General features: G+C 34.2%; 18 protein-coding genes. 3 read left to right on the top strand and 15 right to left on the bottom strand.

Annotated features, from left to right (window positions below):
• The 12 genes from TA89_RS02685 to TA89_RS02630 form a co-directional block, all read right to left on the bottom strand.
• Nucleotides 1-1,111: acetyl-CoA C-acetyltransferase (locus tag TA89_RS02685; protein ID WP_040210624.1), on the bottom strand; the 1,111-nt coding region annotated here is incomplete at its 3' end.
• A 159-nt stretch (nucleotides 1,112-1,270) separates the two neighbouring features.
• A complete protein-coding gene (gene wecB / locus TA89_RS02680; protein ID WP_040210622.1) occupies nucleotides 1,271-2,419 on the bottom strand; it encodes a non-hydrolyzing UDP-N-acetylglucosamine 2-epimerase in 1,149 nt (382 codons plus the stop codon).
• 27 nt (nucleotides 2,420-2,446) lie between these two features.
• Entirely contained in the window at nucleotides 2,447-3,481 is a 1,035-nt protein-coding gene (locus tag TA89_RS02675) for an MraY family glycosyltransferase (RefSeq protein ID WP_040210621.1), read from the bottom strand.
• A gap of 137 nt (nucleotides 3,482-3,618) precedes the next feature.
• Nucleotides 3,619-4,248 carry a uracil phosphoribosyltransferase gene (upp, locus tag TA89_RS02670; RefSeq protein ID WP_040210620.1) on the bottom strand — a complete coding sequence of 210 codons (630 nt, stop codon included), beginning with the start codon at nucleotides 4,246-4,248 and terminating at the stop codon, nucleotides 3,619-3,621.
• A gap of 21 nt (nucleotides 4,249-4,269) precedes the next feature.
• Complete coding sequence (gene rpiB, locus TA89_RS02665; RefSeq protein ID WP_040210618.1) at nucleotides 4,270-4,719, bottom strand: ribose 5-phosphate isomerase B; 450 nt, start codon at nucleotides 4,717-4,719, stop codon at nucleotides 4,270-4,272.
• A gap of 3 nt (nucleotides 4,720-4,722) precedes the next feature.
• Nucleotides 4,723-5,211 carry a low molecular weight protein arginine phosphatase gene (locus tag TA89_RS02660; RefSeq protein WP_052447281.1) on the bottom strand — a complete coding sequence of 163 codons (489 nt, stop codon included), beginning with the start codon at nucleotides 5,209-5,211 and terminating at the stop codon, nucleotides 4,723-4,725.
• Nucleotides 5,212-5,220: 9 nt separating this feature from the next.
• On the bottom strand, nucleotides 5,221-6,273 hold the full coding sequence (locus tag TA89_RS02655) for an L-threonylcarbamoyladenylate synthase (protein ID WP_040210628.1): 1,053 nt from the start codon (nucleotides 6,271-6,273) through the stop codon (nucleotides 5,221-5,223).
• 46 nt (nucleotides 6,274-6,319) lie between these two features.
• Nucleotides 6,320-7,045 carry a ZIP family metal transporter gene (locus tag TA89_RS02650; RefSeq protein WP_040210616.1) on the bottom strand — a complete coding sequence of 242 codons (726 nt, stop codon included), beginning with the start codon at nucleotides 7,043-7,045 and terminating at the stop codon, nucleotides 6,320-6,322.
• Nucleotides 7,046-7,116: 71 nt separating this feature from the next.
• Complete coding sequence (locus TA89_RS02645; protein ID WP_040210614.1) at nucleotides 7,117-7,692, bottom strand: hypothetical protein; 576 nt, start codon at nucleotides 7,690-7,692, stop codon at nucleotides 7,117-7,119.
• A 180-nt stretch (nucleotides 7,693-7,872) separates the two neighbouring features.
• Nucleotides 7,873-8,958, bottom strand: a complete 1,086-nt coding sequence (prfA, locus tag TA89_RS02640; RefSeq protein WP_040210613.1) for a peptide chain release factor 1 — start codon at nucleotides 8,956-8,958, stop codon at nucleotides 7,873-7,875.
• Nucleotides 8,959-9,015: 57 nt separating this feature from the next.
• Nucleotides 9,016-10,776, bottom strand: a complete 1,761-nt coding sequence (gene prmC, locus TA89_RS02635) for a peptide chain release factor N(5)-glutamine methyltransferase (RefSeq protein ID WP_040210611.1) — start codon at nucleotides 10,774-10,776, stop codon at nucleotides 9,016-9,018.
• Nucleotides 10,777-10,789: 13 nt separating this feature from the next.
• Nucleotides 10,790-11,413 carry a thymidine kinase gene (locus TA89_RS02630; RefSeq protein WP_040210610.1) on the bottom strand — a complete coding sequence of 208 codons (624 nt, stop codon included), beginning with the start codon at nucleotides 11,411-11,413 and terminating at the stop codon, nucleotides 10,790-10,792.
• 179 nt (nucleotides 11,414-11,592) lie between these two features.
• On the opposite strand from TA89_RS02630, the gene rpmE reads away from it, so the two are divergent.
• Both rpmE and TA89_RS02620 read left to right on the top strand, forming a co-directional pair.
• Nucleotides 11,593-11,805 carry a 50S ribosomal protein L31 gene (rpmE, locus tag TA89_RS02625; RefSeq protein ID WP_040210608.1) on the top strand — a complete coding sequence of 71 codons (213 nt, stop codon included), beginning with the start codon at nucleotides 11,593-11,595 and terminating at the stop codon, nucleotides 11,803-11,805.
• 160 nt (nucleotides 11,806-11,965) lie between these two features.
• A complete protein-coding gene (locus TA89_RS02620) occupies nucleotides 11,966-13,090 on the top strand; it encodes an MGDG synthase family glycosyltransferase (protein WP_040210606.1) in 1,125 nt (374 codons plus the stop codon).
• 10 nt (nucleotides 13,091-13,100) lie between these two features.
• Here the strand turns inward: TA89_RS02620 and rho are convergent, their stop codons facing one another.
• A complete protein-coding gene (gene rho / locus TA89_RS02615) occupies nucleotides 13,101-14,558 on the bottom strand; it encodes a transcription termination factor Rho (RefSeq protein ID WP_278246192.1) in 1,458 nt (485 codons plus the stop codon).
• Nucleotides 14,559-14,983: 425 nt separating this feature from the next.
• Nucleotides 14,984-16,591: a CTP synthase gene (locus TA89_RS02610; RefSeq protein ID WP_040210604.1), complete on the bottom strand. Its 1,608-nt coding sequence runs from the start codon at nucleotides 16,589-16,591 to the stop codon at nucleotides 14,984-14,986.
• A 179-nt stretch (nucleotides 16,592-16,770) separates the two neighbouring features.
• Between TA89_RS02610 and TA89_RS02605 the strand changes: the two genes are divergently transcribed.
• On the top strand, nucleotides 16,771-17,193 hold the full coding sequence (locus TA89_RS02605) for a DUF1801 domain-containing protein (protein ID WP_040210602.1): 423 nt from the start codon (nucleotides 16,771-16,773) through the stop codon (nucleotides 17,191-17,193).
• Nucleotides 17,194-17,245: 52 nt separating this feature from the next.
• Here the strand turns inward: TA89_RS02605 and TA89_RS02600 are convergent, their stop codons facing one another.
• A complete protein-coding gene (locus TA89_RS02600; RefSeq protein WP_082023823.1) occupies nucleotides 17,246-17,428 on the bottom strand; it encodes a type 1 glutamine amidotransferase family protein in 183 nt (60 codons plus the stop codon).
• Between the last annotated feature and the right edge of the window lie 41 nt (nucleotides 17,429-17,469).

Raw genomic sequence — 17,469 nt, 5'->3', positions numbered from 1 at the left:
CACTTCTTTTCCCCATTTCATACAATAATGTTACTAATATTCTCGCTCCCGACGCTCCTACTGGATGTCCTAGTGCAATAGCACCACCATTAACATTTACCTTGCTCATATCAAAGTTTAAATCCTTTGCTACTGCTATGCTTTGAGCTGCAAAAGCTTCATTTGCTTCTATTAAATCTAAATCTTCTACTGTAAGACCTGCTTTTTCCAGTGCTGCTTTTGTAGCATGGAAAGGACCATATCCCATAATAGCAGGATCTAACCCTTTAGAACCATAGGAAAGTATTTTTGCAAGAGGTTTTATCCCTAATTCCTGTGCTTTATCTGCACTCATTACTATAATTGCTGCAGCACCGTCGTTTATTCCGGAAGCATTACCAGCTGTTACAGTACCATCTTTTTTAAATGCAGGTTTTAGCTTGGCCAAAGATGCTGTATTAGCTCCAAACCTTGGGAATTCATCTGTATCAAATACTATAGGATCACCTTTTCTTTGTGGTATTTCAACAGGTACAATCTCATCTTTAAATCTTCCAGCCTTTATTGCTGCCTCCGCTTTATTTTGAGAGTTAACAGCAAATTCATCCTGCTCTTCTCTTGATATTCCCCATTTTTCAGCTATATTTTCAGCGGTTATTCCCATGTGGTATCCGTTGAAAGCATCTGTGAGGCCATCTAACACCATGGTATCTACTAATTTTCCGTCACCCATTCTCTGTCCCCATCTAGCATTTTTAAGCACGTATGGAGCAGCGGACATATTTTCAGTTCCTCCTGCTACAATAACATCAGCATCACCAAGTTTTATCATTTGGGCAGCCATAGCTACTGTCCTAAGTCCTGAGCCGCAAACCATATTTATAGTGGTTGCTGGAACTTCTACAGGCAGTCCTGCTTTTACGCTTGATTGTCTTGCAACATTTTGTCCTGATCCAGCCTGAATAACATTACCAAAAAGAACCTCATCCACCTGTTCTGGCTTTATACCTGCTCTTTTTACAGCTTCTTTGATTACTACAGCACCTAAATCTGCAGCTGATACATCCTTAAGTGCGCCCCCGAAGGATCCTAGTGCAGTTCTAACAGCACTAACTATAACAACTTCTCTCATTTCTAAACCTCCTACTTTACCATCGATATATTTAATATAAAAACATCATTTACATAATTATAACATTTTTATTTTTTCTATCAAAGAAGACTAGCCCCCAAAAAAAGCCTTTAAATGCCATTACAGCGTATTACATTGTTATTTTTTTAACTATCTCTGTTATTCAAACTCTTTTATTTTTTCTTCTTTTATTCCAAAATAATGTAGAATAGTATCGGCAATTCTTTCTGACGCCTTTCCATCTCCATAAGGATTAACTGCTTTACTCATGCTTTCATATGCTTTTTCATCCTTTAAAAGAAGGTTTGCTTCTTTTATGATTTCAGAAGGCTCCGTTCCAACCAATTTAACAGTACCAGCCTCCACAGCCTCAGGTCTTTCTGTTACGTCTCTCAAAACCAATACTGGTTTGCCTAGGTGTGGAGCTTCTTCCTGAAGTCCCCCAGAATCAGTCATAACCATAAAGCATTTATTCATTAAATTATGGGTTTCCTTAGTATCCAGAGGAGGAAGCAGGTGTATTCTTTCCTTCCCATATAAGTGCCTATATACTACATCCTTTACCACAGGATTTAAATGCACTAAATATACTATTTCTGCATCTTCATTTTCCTCAATTATTTTGTTAAGAGAATAACAAATATTTTCTATACCTTCACCCCAGTTTTCTCTTCTGTGAGCAGTAATCATGATTACCTTTTTATTCCTGTAATCAATGGAATTAAGCTCTTCAGTATCAAACAAATAATTTTCCTCAACAGTATGAGTCATAGCATCGATAACTGTATTTCCAGTTATTAAAATGCAATCCTCGGAAATACCTTCTCTAAGAAGATTTTCTTTTGAACCTTTTGTAGGAGCAAAATGAAGATCTGCTATAGCTCCTGTCAGCTTCCTGTTCATCTCCTCCGGAAATGGAAAATACTTATCAAAAGTCCTGAGCCCAGCTTCCACATGACCAACCTTAATCTGCTGATAGAATGCTGCTAAAGCACCTCCAAAAGTAGTTGTAGTATCACCGTGAACTAAAATCATATGAGGCTGTTCTTTTTCAAAAACTTCTTCTAATCCTTCTAATACTCTGTTTGTGATTCCTGTAAGCGACTGCTTGCTTTTCATAATATTCAAGTCATAATCCGGAATTATATCAAATAAATCTAAAACTTGGTCAAGCATCTCTCTGTGCTGCGCAGTAACGCATACCTTTGATTCAAATTCATCTCTTCTTTCTAATTCTTTTACCAGCGGAGCCATTTTTATGGCCTCTGGTCTTGTTCCGAATATAGTTAAAATTTTAATCTTACTCATTTCAACCTCCTGTGAGTCAACAATTTGTTATTCTCTTATGTTAAAGAAGCCTGCTTTCCATGCAATAAAGCCTATGAAAATAATAACAGTTAATAATAAGATATAGGAACTAACAGTGCTTATTTCCATGGCTAAAATTGATATGGCACCTAATATAGCGCTGATTATATACATTATTATAACTGCCTGTTTTTGAGAAAGCCCCAATTCCAGCAGTCTGTGGTGAAGATGCCCTTTATCCGCCTGGTACATAGGTTTCCCATTTATTTTTCTCCTAATCATAGCAAAAAGCGTATCGTAGATAGGAAGTCCTAATGCTAAAATAGGAACCACTATGGAAAAAGCTGCTGCAGACTTAATAGCTCCCTCAATTGATATTGAAGCAAGTAAAAAGCCTAGTAGCTGAGCTCCGTTGTCTCCTAAAAAAATTACTGCAGGATTAAAATTATACGGTAAAAAACCTATAAGTGCTCCGCTGAGCACAGCAGTAAATAAGGCAGCTGATTCTCTGCCGGATAAAATAGATACAAAAAACATTGTTATACAGGCGATTAAAGAAATACCTGCCGCCAATCCATCCAATCCGTCTATTAGATTAACTGCGTTGGTAATCCCCACTACCCATAATAAAGTTAAAGGTATTGAAAAATAGTTAATATTTATGTATGCATCCTCATAAAATCCCATAGGATTTGTAAGCTTTTTAATGCTAATGCCAAAAATAATTAAGATAATGGATGCAGATAACTGAAATATCAGCTTTTGATAAGGTTTAAGATCGAATATATCATCTAATACTCCTCCTATCAAAATAACAGCTGCACCTATTATAATTCCCAAATCTCCCCGATCTATATTAATACCTTTATTAATGAATATAGTTACTATGAAAGACAAATAAATCCCAACTCCCCCTAAAAGAGGCATAGGATTTTTATGTATCTTTCTATTATCCGAAGGTATATCAAGCACATTAAACCAAAAAGAAAACTTTTTCATTAAGGGCGCCATAAAAAAAGATATTACAGCGGGAATCAGTATCCAAAACAGATAATCTTTCATGTCCACCATCCTACATAATCCACATTAAGGTAAAAATACCCGTTAATCAAAATAATTATACATTACCAATTTGTTAATGTAAACATGGGACAAAGACTAAAAGTAAAACTTTTAGTCTTTGTTATACAGAATAAATATTATTTTGTTCCGAATAATCTGTCTCCTGCATCTCCTAGTCCAGGAACTATGTATCCCTGTTCATTAAGCCTTTCATCAATAGCACCAAAATACATGTCTACATCAGGATGTGCTTCCTGAACCACCTTTATTCCTTCCGGTGCGCTTATCAAACAAACAAGCCTTATATTTTTAGCTCCTCTTTTCTTAAGAAGAGTTATAGCATCTGCAGCAGAACCTCCTGTAGCCAGCATTGGGTCTACCACTATAACGTCCCTTTCAGATATGTCCTGAGGAAGCTTACAAAAATATTCCACAGGCTGAAGTGTTTCTTCGTCTCTGTAGAGACCAATATGTCCAACCTTAGCAGCTGGTATAAGCTTAAGCATCCCATCAACCATTCCTAATCCAGCTCTAAGTATTGGAACTATGGCCATTTTCTTACCGGATAACACTTTGCATTTAGTAACGCATATAGGTGTTTCAATTTCGATTTCTTCAGTCTGAAGATCTCTGGTTACTTCATAGGCCATGAGCATTGCTACTTCTTCTACTAATTCCCTAAAATCCTTAGCTCCTGTATTCTTATCTCTTATAAATGCTAATTTGTGTAGTATTAATGGATGTGATATCTGTGTAACTTTACTCATTATAGATTCCCCCTAAGTAGTTTATTTTTTATATTTATTTTCTATATCTGCAATCTTATTTATTCTTCTTAAATGCCTGTCACCTTCAAAGTTACTGTTTAAGAAAGTATCAACTATTTCTAAAGCAAGACCTGTTCCTATTATTCTTTCACCCATAGTAAGTATATTTGCATTGTTATGTTCTCTGCAGGCATGAGCACTAAAGGTATCATGACAGAGAGCTGCCCTTACTCCAGGAACTTTATTGGCTGCTATTCCAATTCCTATTCCAGTGCCGCATATTAATATTCCTAAATCATATTCTCCCTGAGCTACAGCTTCTGCAACTTCTGTAGCTACATCAGGATAATCGCAGGACGCTTCGCTGAAGGTTCCATAATCCTTAAATCCTATTCCTTTAGCTTTAAGATGTTCTATTACTTCTCCTTTTAGTCTAAAGCCGCCATGATCACTTCCAATTGCTAATTTCATTGATTACACCTCCATATTTATTAAAAAAGAGATAGTAAGCCTATAACCCCTATCTCCTTTTATTTTTTTAAATAATAAGAATATTTTATTTTCTAAATCCTTGTAAGTTTTTTTATAAACATCAACACTGCCGCCGTAGGGATCTATAATATCGCCCTTTTCGCCGACATACTGATTTAAAGCATAAACTTTATGAGAATATGCAGGATATTTAAAATTAATAACGTCCCTTATATATTCTGTCATGGTGAGGATTAAATCTGTTTCTTTCAACATTTCCTCAGTCAACTGAACCGCTTTTCTGGAAGATATATTTTGATTCAAATTGTTAACTACAAGCTCCGCGGCATGAGATGATGCTATGCTTCCTGGTATTGGAGAAACTCCTGCAGAATAGGCTTTAATGTCTTCTGTTTCACTTATGCTGTTAAAAATAGCTTCAGCCATAACACTTCTGCATGTATTACCGGTGCAAACAAATAAAACCTTCATATTTCCTCCTTAATCCAATGTAATAATATCGAACCCTGCAGCTTTAGTGAGTCTGTTCATAATAGCTATTCCTATTCCTTCCCTAATAAAGGCTTCTGATAAAATGACATCTACATTTTTATCATCAAAGGTTCTCAGGGTTTCAAATAAGTTTTGAGCTATACTGTTAAGATCCTTTCTGCTTCCTAAAGAAATAACTTCTCCAAATTTATAGAAAGGAAGTGACTCATCAGTTGCCATTATTCCGACTTTTAAATTTTCATCTATATAATTTAACACCATTTCATTAATTTTTTCAATAGTTTTTTTCAAATCTCCTTCTATTATTTTCACTTTTGCTTTTGGAGCATAATGTCTATACTTCATCCCAGGAGCTTTAGGTTTAAGATTTTCTGCAGGCTTCTTCATAACAGCAGGGTCTATATATATATCTTTATGAATTGCCTTAAGCATTTCTAAGGTTACAGCTCCAGGTCTTAATACACAGGGAGGATTAACGGTGCAATCCACTATGGTGGATTCCAGTCCCACTTCACTTATATTTCCTCCAAGGATGTAATCTACTTTTCCATTCAGATCTTCAACGCATCTTTCAAAATCTGTAGGGCTCGGTCTTCCGCTTATGTTAGCTGAAGGAGCTGCTATCGGAACTCCGCTTGCTTTTATAAGCTCTAAAGCTATTTTTGAAGCTGGCATCCTTATGCCTACAGTATTTAGATTTGCACTGGTAACAAAAGGTATTATTGAAGACTTACTTAATATTATTGTAAGAGGTCCAGGCCAAAATTTATTTATAAGTTCTTCCGCTATAGGAGATATATTCTCCGCATATTTTTTAATATCCTTATCCGCTACATGAATTATCAGGGGATTATCCTGAGGCCTTCCTTTAGCTTCAAATATTTTTTTAACTGCTTCAGAATTTAACGCATCAGCTCCCAGCCCGTATACCGTCTCTGTGGGGAAAGCTACCAATCCGCCGGCTCTAATTACCTCCGCAGCTTCAAATACAGCATCATAATTAAAATCATCTTCTTTTATAACTGCCATTTTAGTGTTCAACATTTTCCCCTCTTCTCTTTGTTTTAACGCATTAAATTATAATATTCTAAATTAAGTTTATCATTATAAAGCCTATTGTCAAACCTATTATAACGCTTATACTATTTACTACCCCCTCCCAAAGTCTGTTGGATTCAGGTATTAGTTCGCAGAAAACCACATACATCATTATACCTGATGCAAGAGCCAGGCAGATTCCTAAAGATAAATCAGAAACCCTGCCAGCCATAACTCCTATAGCTGCTCCTAAGGCCGTAGGTAAAGCTGTAAGAAAAGCATAGGTTAATATCTTTTCGTTTTTAACCTTGGATGCCATAAGGGGAGCAGTAACAGCAATCCCCTCAGGTATATCATGGATTGCAATTATAGCACTCATACCTAAACCTAAATTTTTATCCACCAAAAATCCACAGCCCATAATTATACCCTCAGGAAGATTGTGGAGCATTAATCCTATTGCTGTTATAAATGCAACTTTTATATAATTATTTGCTCTCATCATCCTTTTATTTACAGCCTTTTCTATACCCAATATAATTATGATTCCTAAAAAATATAGTATTATGGTAAAAGGCACACCTATCATATTCACCGCTTCAGGAATAAGTTCAAAAACCACTACCGCAAGCATAAGCCCTGCCGCAAAGCCCATGATAATACCTAATAATCTTTTGCTTGGACGTTTGATTATCACTCCTATTGAAGCCCCCAGCATTGTACCTGCCAATGATATACTCATGGAAAGTATAATAATATAAATATATTTAAACATAAAAATCCCCCTTATTCTGCCTATTTAATAATATTGGGCGATTAAGAGGAATATAACTTTATATGTATATTTTAGTATCTTATCATCTTTATATTATTTATGCTGTTTTCCGTGAAAACCGCTTTTACACAGTTCTTAAACAACATATCTAAGAGGTCATATTTTAAAAAGCCACCCTTTTTAATAATGTAATAGAAGTATTCAAATTCAGGGTTAATCTTTTTAAGTCTCATATACTCTTCAGCCACTTGAGGAAATTTTTTCATAAAGTTCTCTGTAATTGGCTTTAAAGATTTATTTCTGGATATTTGAGTGGTTAAAATTATTATTTGAAGCTCTTCATAGCTCTTTTCACAGTGTACTGCTGCTACTTTATCGCAGTATATATAATAGCTTTTTTTAAAAAATCCTGATTTTAATGAAATTTTATCCCCTTTTAAATCAAACTCCAAAGTGTCATTATCCTTTGAAAGGATAAGTGCAGTTAAAATTAATACTTCAATAAAAACAAGATAGCTTAAGAAAAACATATCAGTTTTACCTGTAATATACAGGGCAGCAGGAAGAAATATAAATAAAAATATCATTAAAAAATTAAACCGCTTATAATTTTTTCTCTGTTTATCATAAGCTTTATAAATATTCATTAAAACACCTCGGGAAAGATAATTATAAATTTAGATTTAAAATGTAAAATTAAGGAGAAAATACCTTGTAATTTATTTAAGTACAAAGTAAATATATGAAAATTCACGGTGATTTTAATAAAAAAAGGAGGTTTTGCAGAGGAAATTCAGGTTAAATTCCTCTGCAGCATCTCCTTGATATTAAAATTCGCTGCTATTTCCCATAGCCTTCATTTTTTCAGATTGATCGTATGTTATTAAAGCATTGAGCATTTCATCCAAATCACCATTTAAAAAGGATTCAAGCTTATATAAAGTTAATCCTATTCTATGATCTGTAACCCTGCCCTGAGGATAGTTATAGGTTCTTATTCTCTCACTTCTATCCCCCGTACCAACCTGACTTTTCCTATCTTCAGCGATTCCCGCCATCCTTTCCTGTTCAGCCATCTCATAAAGCCTTGCCATAAGAACCTTCATAGCTTTTTCTTTATTTTTAAGCTGAGACTTTTCATCCTGACAGGATACCACTAAACCGGTAGGAAGATGTGTGATTCTTACCGCTGAATCCGTTGTATTAACGCTTTGTCCGCCGTGTCCTGAGGATCTATAAACATCTATTCTCAAATCTTTTTCATTTATGTCTATGTCTACATCTTCTACTTCAGGGAGCACCGCTACAGTAGCAGTAGAGGTGTGTATTCTGCCGCTGGATTCTGTATCAGGAACTCTCTGTACTCTATGAACTCCGCTTTCATATTTAAGCTTACTGTATGCACCTACACCTTTAATCATGAAAACAACTTCTTTTAATCCTCCGATGTCAGTCTCATTAGAGCTCATAAGCTCTACTTTCCACCTTTGGTTTTCTGCATATCTTGTATACATTCTGAATAGATTTGAAGCAAATAGAGCAGCTTCTTCTCCCCCTGCTCCTCCTCTTATTTCTACAAATACGTTCTTATCATCATTTGGATCCTTTGGAAGAAGCAGTATTTGAAGATTGTTTTCAAGCTCCTGCTCTTTAGCTGTTAATTCTTTAATTTCCTCCTGAATCATTTCTTTCATATCAGGATCGTTTTCTTCACTCAAAAGCTCTTTACTACTTTCAATTTCCTCTATAACTGATTTATATTGCTTGTATTCATTAACAACAGTCTCAAGCTCAGCATGCTCCTTGCACAGCTTCTGCCATTCCTTCTGGTTTGCCATTATGCTTGGATCACTGATTTTAACTGATAACTCTTCGTACTTGTTTTCAATAAAGTTAAGTCTATCAAGTATCATATTATCACTCCGTATATATTTTTTTCATAGTTTTATATTATAACATTCATTTTAACACTAATCAATATCGCTTCTTTTAAAACCTATTACTACACGATGGTTACCTCCTAAATCACTGCCGCTTATTATTTCTTTAAAACCATAATGCTCTAATATCTCTATAACCTCTTCTCTTTGATTATATCCTGTTTCATAAGCAAGCATTCCTCCATTTTTTAAAAGGGTACTTGATTGTTCTGTGATTTTTCTATAAAAGTCAAGTCCATCCTTTCCACCGTTTAAAGCTAAATGCGGTTCATAATTTTTAACATCCTCCATAAGGGTATTTATATCCTCTTCCTTAATATAAGGGGGATTCGATACAATTATATCATATGTTTTATTTTCAATTAAAGCCTCCTCCAGCAAATCGCTTTTGATAAAGGTAACCCTATCTCCAAGGTCAAGCTTCTGGATGTTTATTTTTGTAACCTCCTCTGCCCTTTCAGAAATATCTATACATTGAACCTTTACTCCAGGCCTGAATTTAGCTAAAGAAATTCCTATAGCTCCACTGCCGCAGCACAGGTCACATATTAAAGCTGAACCCTCTGGTTTAATATGTTCAAGAACCTTTTCTACCAAAATCTCAGTATCTGGTCTTGGTATTAAAACTCCTTCTTTAATATATAAATCAATACCCATAAATTCGCACTGCTTTAAGATATACTTTATAGGCATCTTATTTTTTCTCATTTCAATATATTCTAAATACTCTTCAGTAGAAGCCTTTGAAACCTCTTCCTCCCTATGAGTAATTATATATATCTTGTCTTTCTTCAATACCTTTCCTAAGAGGAGCTGGGCATCTAACAAATAGCTATCTATATCAGCTACTTTTAACTCCTTAACCCCTTTGTCTAACAACTCTCCTATGGTTTCCTTTATCCCTTCGGCGGCTTTTAATGCAGCAATTGCAACTTCTATTTCAGAGTCATCTGGTTCTCTTGTAGTTAAAAGCTGCAGCTTTAATCCCGGTGCCGCAAAGACCTCAGCCATTTTATTTTTTCCTTTACCCATCCACTTTATTATCTCAAAGGTTATCCCTGATACAATTGGAAGTAATAATATCCTCCAAAGAAACCTTTCACCCATAGACTTCCAGCCTGTAAAAGAAAAAATTATAATACTTACTACCATAACCAGGAATAAAAAGTTAGTCCCGCATCTTGGATGAAGCCTTGAATATTTTTTTACATTTTCCACAGTGAGCTCTTCTTCGTTTTCATAGCAGAATATAGTCTTATGTTCCGCTCCATGATATTCGAATACTCTGCTTATATCCTCCATCTTACCTATGAAATAAATATATAAAAGGAATATGCTGATCCTAATAGCTGCCTCAATACAATTCAGCCATAAAACCCCTAGTCCAAACCTTCTAAATAATGATGTCAAAGCTGTAGGCAGAAGGAAAAATAAAGCTACAGCAAAGGCAAGAGAAATAATCAAGGAAAAAGTTAAAATTATTTTTTCACCTTTTTCTTTAAATTTTTCATCAAGCCACTTCTCAAACTTTGAAGGTTCTCCTTCCTCTTCCAAAAATGAAGCAGAAAAATTTAAAGACTGCATACCCATTACAAGGGAGTCAATGAGAGCTACAAATCCCCTTATAACAGGAAGGGATAAAAATTTATTCTTTTTACTTGCAGGAACTCTTTTTTCAAAGTTAACCTGAATTTTGCCCTCAGGAGTTCTCACCGCTGTAGCAGTGCCTTTAAGGCCTCTCATCATTACCCCTTCAATTACAGCCTGACCTCCAACTTCAGTTTTTCTCATATGTATCCATCCTTTATTTTAATAATTCCTCTTTCATAACTTCTTCTTTCTCTGCCTGCTCTTTATATTTAAAATAGCACTTTCCGCAGAGAGATTGATATTCTACGTTATCTATTAAATCAATGGCAACCTGCTCTCCATGAAAAACATACTTGCCATTTATTTTCCTTCCGTTTAATATTGCCTTTCTTCCGCATGTACATATAGTTTTCATCTCTTCTATACTGTGAGCAAGGAGCAAAAGTCTTTCGCTTCCTTCAAAACCGTTCATAAGAAAATCCGTTCTCAATCCATAGCATATCACCGGTATATCAAGCAATACTGCGATTTTAAAAAGTTCATCTATATGATGTTTTTTAAAAAACTGTACTTCATCCGCTAAAATGCAATGTATTTCTTTATGGTCCTGCAAAAGGTCATTAATGCTTTTATAAATATCCTGGTCATCCTCAATAACAAGATCTACAAGTCTTTCTACCCCTAGCCTTGAAAGAAGCATTTCGCCTCCCTTTTTATCAGTCATAGGCTTAATTATCAGCACCTTCATTCCTCTTTCTTCATAATTATATGCCACCTGCATTAAGCTTGTAGATTTTCCTGAATTCATTGCTCCATATCTAAAATATAGTTTTGCCATAAATTATACATCCTTTCAGCATGAAATTATACTATAATGATTATAGCATTTAAAAAGCTCTATAAAAAGGAGAATTTATAATAAAACTCCCTTACTATGTATTGACTCTATTTGTTAAAACATGTTATACTAATGAGGTTAAAAATAAGGACTTTTATATCTTGAAAGAGGTGAAATAAATGAGAGAAGGCATACACCCAAATTACAACCATGACGCAGTAGTTAAATGTGCATGTGGAAATACATTTACAACTGGTTCTATAAAAAATGAATTAAAAGTTGAAATATGCTCAAAATGCCATCCTTTCTTCACTGGAAAGCAAAAGATTGTTGACGTTGGTGGAAGAGTAGAGAGATTCAACAGGAAATTTAATCTTAACAATGAAAAATAATCTCCGCTAATGGGAAAGACTAGGTCTTTCCCATTAACTTTTTAAAACTTAAATCTTCCTTAAGTTATTCTTAACATTTCCGTTTATCCTTTACAACTTTTATATAAATGATAAACTAAATATATAACAAACTATTTTTTATATGGAGAGTAATGCAAAAATGAAGAAGGTATTAATATTGACTACATCTACAGGACAAGGACATAATCAAGCTGCTGATTCATTAAAAGATACCTTTGTTAAGCGCGGTTATGAAGTCATAAAATACGACTTTTTAGATAATAATAGTAAATTTTTAACTCGCTGCATAGTAGGGGGATATGAATTATTAGTATCTAAAACCCCTAAGGTATACGGCGGGATATATAAGATCACTAATTTCGCAAAAATTAATTCCAGTTTAAAGCTGGCTTTTATGCATACAGAAAATAAGGTTTATTATTATATTACTCAATGCAGTCCCGATATAATAATCGGAACTCATCCTCTTTCCGTTAATATAATTTCATCTTTAAAAAAGCATAAGCTGATAGATATCCCCTTCATATCTATAGTCACTGACTTTAAGGCTCATTCCACATATATAAGTCCTTATGTGGATGCTTATATTACAGCAAGTGAATATACAAAGAAAAAGATGAGCGAAGGAATAATACCTGAAAACAGGATTTTCCCTTATGGAATACCTATTAAGCAGGAGTTCTTTTCCAAGGCGGATGCTTTCTTAAGTATGGAAAGAGATGAATATTTTAATATTCTTCTTATGGGAGGGAGCATGGGTCTCAATAATATTTTCTATGTGCTTGAGAGATTAATGAAAAACAAACATAAGCTTAGAATAACCGTTGTTTGTGGAAACAACTCAGAATTGAAGTCAAATTTAGAAGAAGCTTTTATGAATCCGCCACTTGACAAAAAGATTCATATTTTCGGCTTTACCACCGCTGTAGCTTCTCTAATGGAATTATCAGATATAATAATTTCTAAACCAGGAGGACTTACAGCTTCTGAAGCTTTGGTTAAAAATTTACCTATGATTATACCTTTTGCTATACCAGGCCAGGAAACTGAAAACGCAGAATTTTTATCTTCCATAGGTTGTGCCGTTTATGAGCCGGACCTCAACAATATAAATAACATTTTAAATTCTCTTATAGAAAATCCGGATAAACTTCTGGAAATGAAAAATAATATAAGAAGAATCTCAAAACATTATTCAATAAATGAAATAGTAAGTTTATCAGAACGGTTGATAAATTCTTATGAACGCAAAACAAGCTCCTAAGGAGCTTGTTTTATTTTTCAAGGTTTGTTTTTTGGAAAACACTTATAAATTCTTTATTGTTTTTGGTTTTAGACAGCATATTAATAAGATTTTCAGTTATGGTTTCAATATTCCCATCCCTATACATTATCTTTCTTATATTGAAAGCCACTTCTTTTTCCTCATCAGCCAGCAAAAGATCTTCTTTTCTGGTTCCTGATTTATATATGTCTACCGCAGGGAAAATTCTTCTTTCCTGGAGCTTTCTATCTAAATGAACCTCCATGTTTCCAGTACCTTTAAATTCTTCAAATATCATATCATCCATTCTGCTTCCGGTTTCTACTAAGGCTGTTGCCAAAATTGTCAAACTTCCGCCTTCTTCAATATTTCTGGCTGCCCCAAAAAACTTTTTAGGCATTATTAGTGCTCCCGGATCTAGACCTCCGGATAAAGTTCTTCCTGTAGGTGTAATTGTAAGATTATATGCCCTGGACAACCTAGTAATACTGTCCATAAGTATAACCACATCCTTGCCCATTTCCACAATTCTCTTTGCTCTTTCCAACACCATCTGAGCAACCTTAATGTGGTTTTGAGGTTCTTCATCAAAGGTAGAGTATATTACTTCCCCATTGATGGACCTCTGCATGTCTGTAACCTCCTCCGGTCTTTCGTCGATTAGCAGTACAATAAGCTTTATATCAGGATAATTATGAGATATGTTTTGTGCTATTTTTTTCAAAAGTGTTGTTTTCCCAGCTTTGGGAGGAGCAACTATAATTCCTCTTTGTCCCTTGCCTATAGGACAAATAATATCCATAAGCCTTGAGGAAAGATCCTTTTCATTGTGGGTTTCTAACCTTAACCTCTCTTCAGGGTATATAGGTGTAAGATATTCAAAAGGCTTTCTGCCTATAGCTTTTTCAGGGGATTCTCCATTTACCATATCTACATATAGAAGAGCCTTAAACTTTTCTCCTTCCTTTGGAAGCCTGACCTTTCCTTCAACCTCATCACCGGTTTGAAGGTTGAATCTGCGTATTTGAGATGGAGAAACATATACGTCATCGTCTCCGCTTAAATAATTTTTGCACCTTAAAAATCCAAAATTATTAGTATCCTGGATTTCTAATACTCCGCGCGCTTTTTCAGAATCACTTATCATTTCTCTAAGCCTTTCCTTTTTTTCCTCTCCCTGCTGAGGAAGGGTTTCCGTATGTGAATAAACTGCTTTTACACTCTGCTGAGGAGGAGTTTCAGTGTATGAAGAAACGGATTTTACACTCTCCTGAGCTTTAGCTTCATTTTTAGGGGAAATTTTCTCCGTAAGTTTTACACCTCCAACCTCTATGGTTTTAGGTATATGCTTAAGTATTTCCTGCTGAAGCTCACTTTTCTTTAGTTTTGAAATGTTTTTTAATCCCAGGTTTTTTGCTACATCTTTTAATTCAATCAATGTCATATCATTAACGTTTTCTAAATTCAAAATTGCACCTCCGTTATAAATAAAATACAAGTAAACTAGTTATATAATATAGGGATTTTAAAAGATTTTAAGGAAGGCGGTAAGTATATTCATAATTATTTACTCTTATTCCATAATTATAACAATAAAACAAATAATTATCTCTTATATAAGCTAATAATAATCTAAAAAAACAAGTTATACAATAAAAATAACCATTTTTATATATAATTTTAATTTATAGAAATATATAGCTTACTTTTTAGTAAAACTAAACCCCGCAGAAAATGATTTTTAAATTATAAAGTGAGTAAAGATAAATCTTTACTCACTTTAATATTAAGCATATTTTTCATAACACAATTATAATAAGTAAAAATTTCTTAATTATTATAATTCTACAAATTTAATTAAAATCCTTCTAAAAATAAATTAAAATAATTAAATCACTTCGACAGATTGCTTACCGAAGCTTGAATGAAAGACTTAAATAAAGGATGAGGATTATTAGGTCTTGATTTTAGTTCCGGATGAAACTGCACACCAATAAACCAAGGATGATTCTTTAATTCAATTATTTCCACCAGTTCTTTATCTTCATTAATTCCCGATAAAATCATTCCCCCATCTATGAATGCTTTTCTGTATTTATTGTTAAACTCATATCTGTGCCTGTGTCTTTCATATATTATTTCTTTTCCGTAAGCTTCATATGCCTTAGTATTTTTGTCAAGGCTGCATGAGTATTCTCCAAGCCTCATGGTTCCTCCTTTTTCATCTATTCCCTTTTGATCTTTCATTAAATGAATAATAGGGTTAAGAATTTCCGGATTTATCTCGGAAGTACCGGCATCTTTAAGCTTCAGTGCATTTTTTGCGAACTCTACAGCTGCACACTGCATCCCTAAGCATATTCCCAAAAAAGGTATATTGTTTTCCCTTGCATATTTTGCAGACTCTATTTTACCTTCAATACCTCTACATCCGAATCCTCCCGGCACAATAATTCCATTTATTCCTTTAAAAATTTCTGAAGCATTTTCATAATTCACCATTGATGAATCTATCCATTTTATTTCCACTAAAGTATCTACTTCTATACCTCCATGACTTAAAGCTTCTGCTACAGATAAATATGCATCATGAAGCTCTACATATTTACCTACTAAAGCAATAGTAGTTTTCCTGGATAAATTTTTAATTCTGTTAACCATGTTTACCCAATTTGAATTATGAATTTCTCCGCAGTTTAGATTAAGCCTTCTGCACACTTTCCTATCCAACCCTTCATCAAAAAGCATAAGAGGAACTTCATACAGGTTATCTGCATCCATATTTTCAATTACATTATCACTTTCGACATTGCAAAATAGAGCTATTTTATCCTTTAAATCCTTACTGATTTTCTTTTCCGTACGGCAAACAATTATGTCAGGCTGTATTCCTATTCCTCTTAATTCTTTTACCGAATGCTGAGTAGGCTTAGTTTTAAGCTCACCGGCCCTTCCAAGATAAGGCACTAAAGTAACGTGAATAAAACAAACATTTTCTCCTCCTTTTTCCTGATAAATCTGCCTCACAGCCTCCAGAAAAGGGAGGGATTCTATATCCCCAACAGTTCCTCCTATTTCTGTTATCACTAAATCTACCGGTTTCTCCTTTAGAACTGCATACACCCTTTCTTTTATTTCATTTGTAATGTGAGGAATCACCTGCACCGTTCCTCCCAGGTATTCTCCCCTTCTTTCTTTTGCTATAACAGATTGATATATACTCCCTGTAGTTACATTGTTAAGACCGGATAAATCCTCGTCTATAAATCTTTCATAATGACCTATGTCCAAGTCTGTTTCAGCACCATCCTGCGTAACAAATACCTCTCCATGCTGATAGGGACTCATAGTCCCTGGATCTATGTTTAAATAAGGGTCTAACTTTAGAATAGAAATGCTTAAACCTCTATCTTTAAGCAGCCTTCCTAAAGATGCAGCAGTTATTCCTTTTCCCAATGAAGAAACTACTCCTCCTGTAACAAATATAAATTTAGCTGTCATTTTATACCTCCTTAAATTATTTTTAAAAAACATTTGACAGTTGAATAAAAATATAATAAAATAAAAATTACCCTCTATAAGTATAATGGGGGTATTGTTTATAATTTTAACATATCTTATATAATATCATAAATAATTCTATAAAGTCTAGAAGCAAATCTTTACAGGAGGTAATAATTATGTGCGAAAAAAAGAATCTTTCGCAAACATCAACAAGACCTCAGGAAGTAGCGGATTATTTAAAAAAACTCCAACATCCTTTAAAAAAAGAAATAGAGGAAGTCAGGAGTATAGTTTTAAATTCAAATCCCTATATTACGGAACATATTAAATGGAATTCACCAAGCTTCTGCTTTGAAAATCAGGATTACTTTACTTTAAATCTCCACGGAAAAGGATTTTTTCAGCTTATTTTCCACTGCGGAGCAAAAGTGAAGGATACTTTAGACAGAGAGCATCTTTTTGAGGATTCAACAGGATTATTAAATTGGATCACATCAGACAGAGCTTCTGTTAAATTCATGGATATGGTTCAAATAAACCGTGACAGTGATAAGCTTAAAAAAATTATAAATAAATGGATTGAAGCTAACAGAATATAAATATAAAAGCGGCATTGCCTTACCAAATAAGTCAATGCCGCTTTCTTATTATTCAGGATTTTAATACCATATCTATAAAATACTCATGGATTCTTGTATCTTCTGTTACCTCAGGATGAAAGGAGGTAACCAGCATATTCTTTTCTCTTGCCGCTACAACATGATTATCCACTTCAGCTAAAACTTCAACTCCCTCTCCTGCTTCCGCTATATAAGGCGCACGTATAAAAGGCATTGAAACATAGAATTTATCAGACAAACAATCCTTTTTTTATA

Source organism: Clostridium polynesiense, from assembly GCF_000820705.1.
In the GTDB taxonomy this organism is placed as follows: Bacteria; Bacillota; Clostridia; order Clostridiales; family Clostridiaceae; genus Clostridium_AA; species Clostridium_AA polynesiense.
Note: the sequence above shows the minus strand (reverse complement) of the source record. Positions and strands in the feature narration are given on the sequence as shown.

What these genes read in the sequence shown, in the direction of transcription:
- rpiB (WP_040210618.1), bottom strand. Translation starts at nt 4,719, where the DNA reads ATGAAATTAGCAATTGGAAGTGATCATGGCGGCTTTAGACTAAAAGGA.
- TA89_RS02675 (WP_040210621.1), bottom strand. Translation starts at nt 3,481, where the DNA reads ATGAAAGATTATCTGTTTTGGATACTGATTCCCGCTGTAATATCTTTT.
- TA89_RS02610 (WP_040210604.1), bottom strand. Translation starts at nt 16,591, where the DNA reads ATGACAGCTAAATTTATATTTGTTACAGGAGGAGTAGTTTCTTCATTG.
- TA89_RS02605 (WP_040210602.1), top strand. Translation starts at nt 16,771, where the DNA reads ATGTGCGAAAAAAAGAATCTTTCGCAAACATCAACAAGACCTCAGGAA.
- upp (WP_040210620.1), bottom strand. Translation starts at nt 4,248, where the DNA reads ATGAGTAAAGTTACACAGATATCACATCCATTAATACTACACAAATTA.
- TA89_RS02620 (WP_040210606.1), top strand. Translation starts at nt 11,966, where the DNA reads ATGAAGAAGGTATTAATATTGACTACATCTACAGGACAAGGACATAAT.
- TA89_RS02600 (WP_082023823.1), bottom strand. Translation starts at nt 17,428, where the DNA reads ATGCCTTTTATACGTGCGCCTTATATAGCGGAAGCAGGAGAGGGAGTT.
- prmC (WP_040210611.1), bottom strand. Translation starts at nt 10,776, where the DNA reads ATGAGAAAAACTGAAGTTGGAGGTCAGGCTGTAATTGAAGGGGTAATG.
- TA89_RS02650 (WP_040210616.1), bottom strand. Translation starts at nt 7,045, where the DNA reads ATGTTTAAATATATTTATATTATTATACTTTCCATGAGTATATCATTG.
- TA89_RS02660 (WP_052447281.1), bottom strand. Translation starts at nt 5,211, where the DNA reads ATGAAGGTTTTATTTGTTTGCACCGGTAATACATGCAGAAGTGTTATG.
- rpmE (WP_040210608.1), top strand. Translation starts at nt 11,593, where the DNA reads ATGAGAGAAGGCATACACCCAAATTACAACCATGACGCAGTAGTTAAA.
- TA89_RS02645 (WP_040210614.1), bottom strand. Translation starts at nt 7,692, where the DNA reads ATGAATATTTATAAAGCTTATGATAAACAGAGAAAAAATTATAAGCGG.
- TA89_RS02630 (WP_040210610.1), bottom strand. Translation starts at nt 11,413, where the DNA reads ATGGCAAAACTATATTTTAGATATGGAGCAATGAATTCAGGAAAATCT.
- prfA (WP_040210613.1), bottom strand. Translation starts at nt 8,958, where the DNA reads ATGATACTTGATAGACTTAACTTTATTGAAAACAAGTACGAAGAGTTA.
- wecB (WP_040210622.1), bottom strand. Translation starts at nt 2,419, where the DNA reads ATGAGTAAGATTAAAATTTTAACTATATTCGGAACAAGACCAGAGGCC.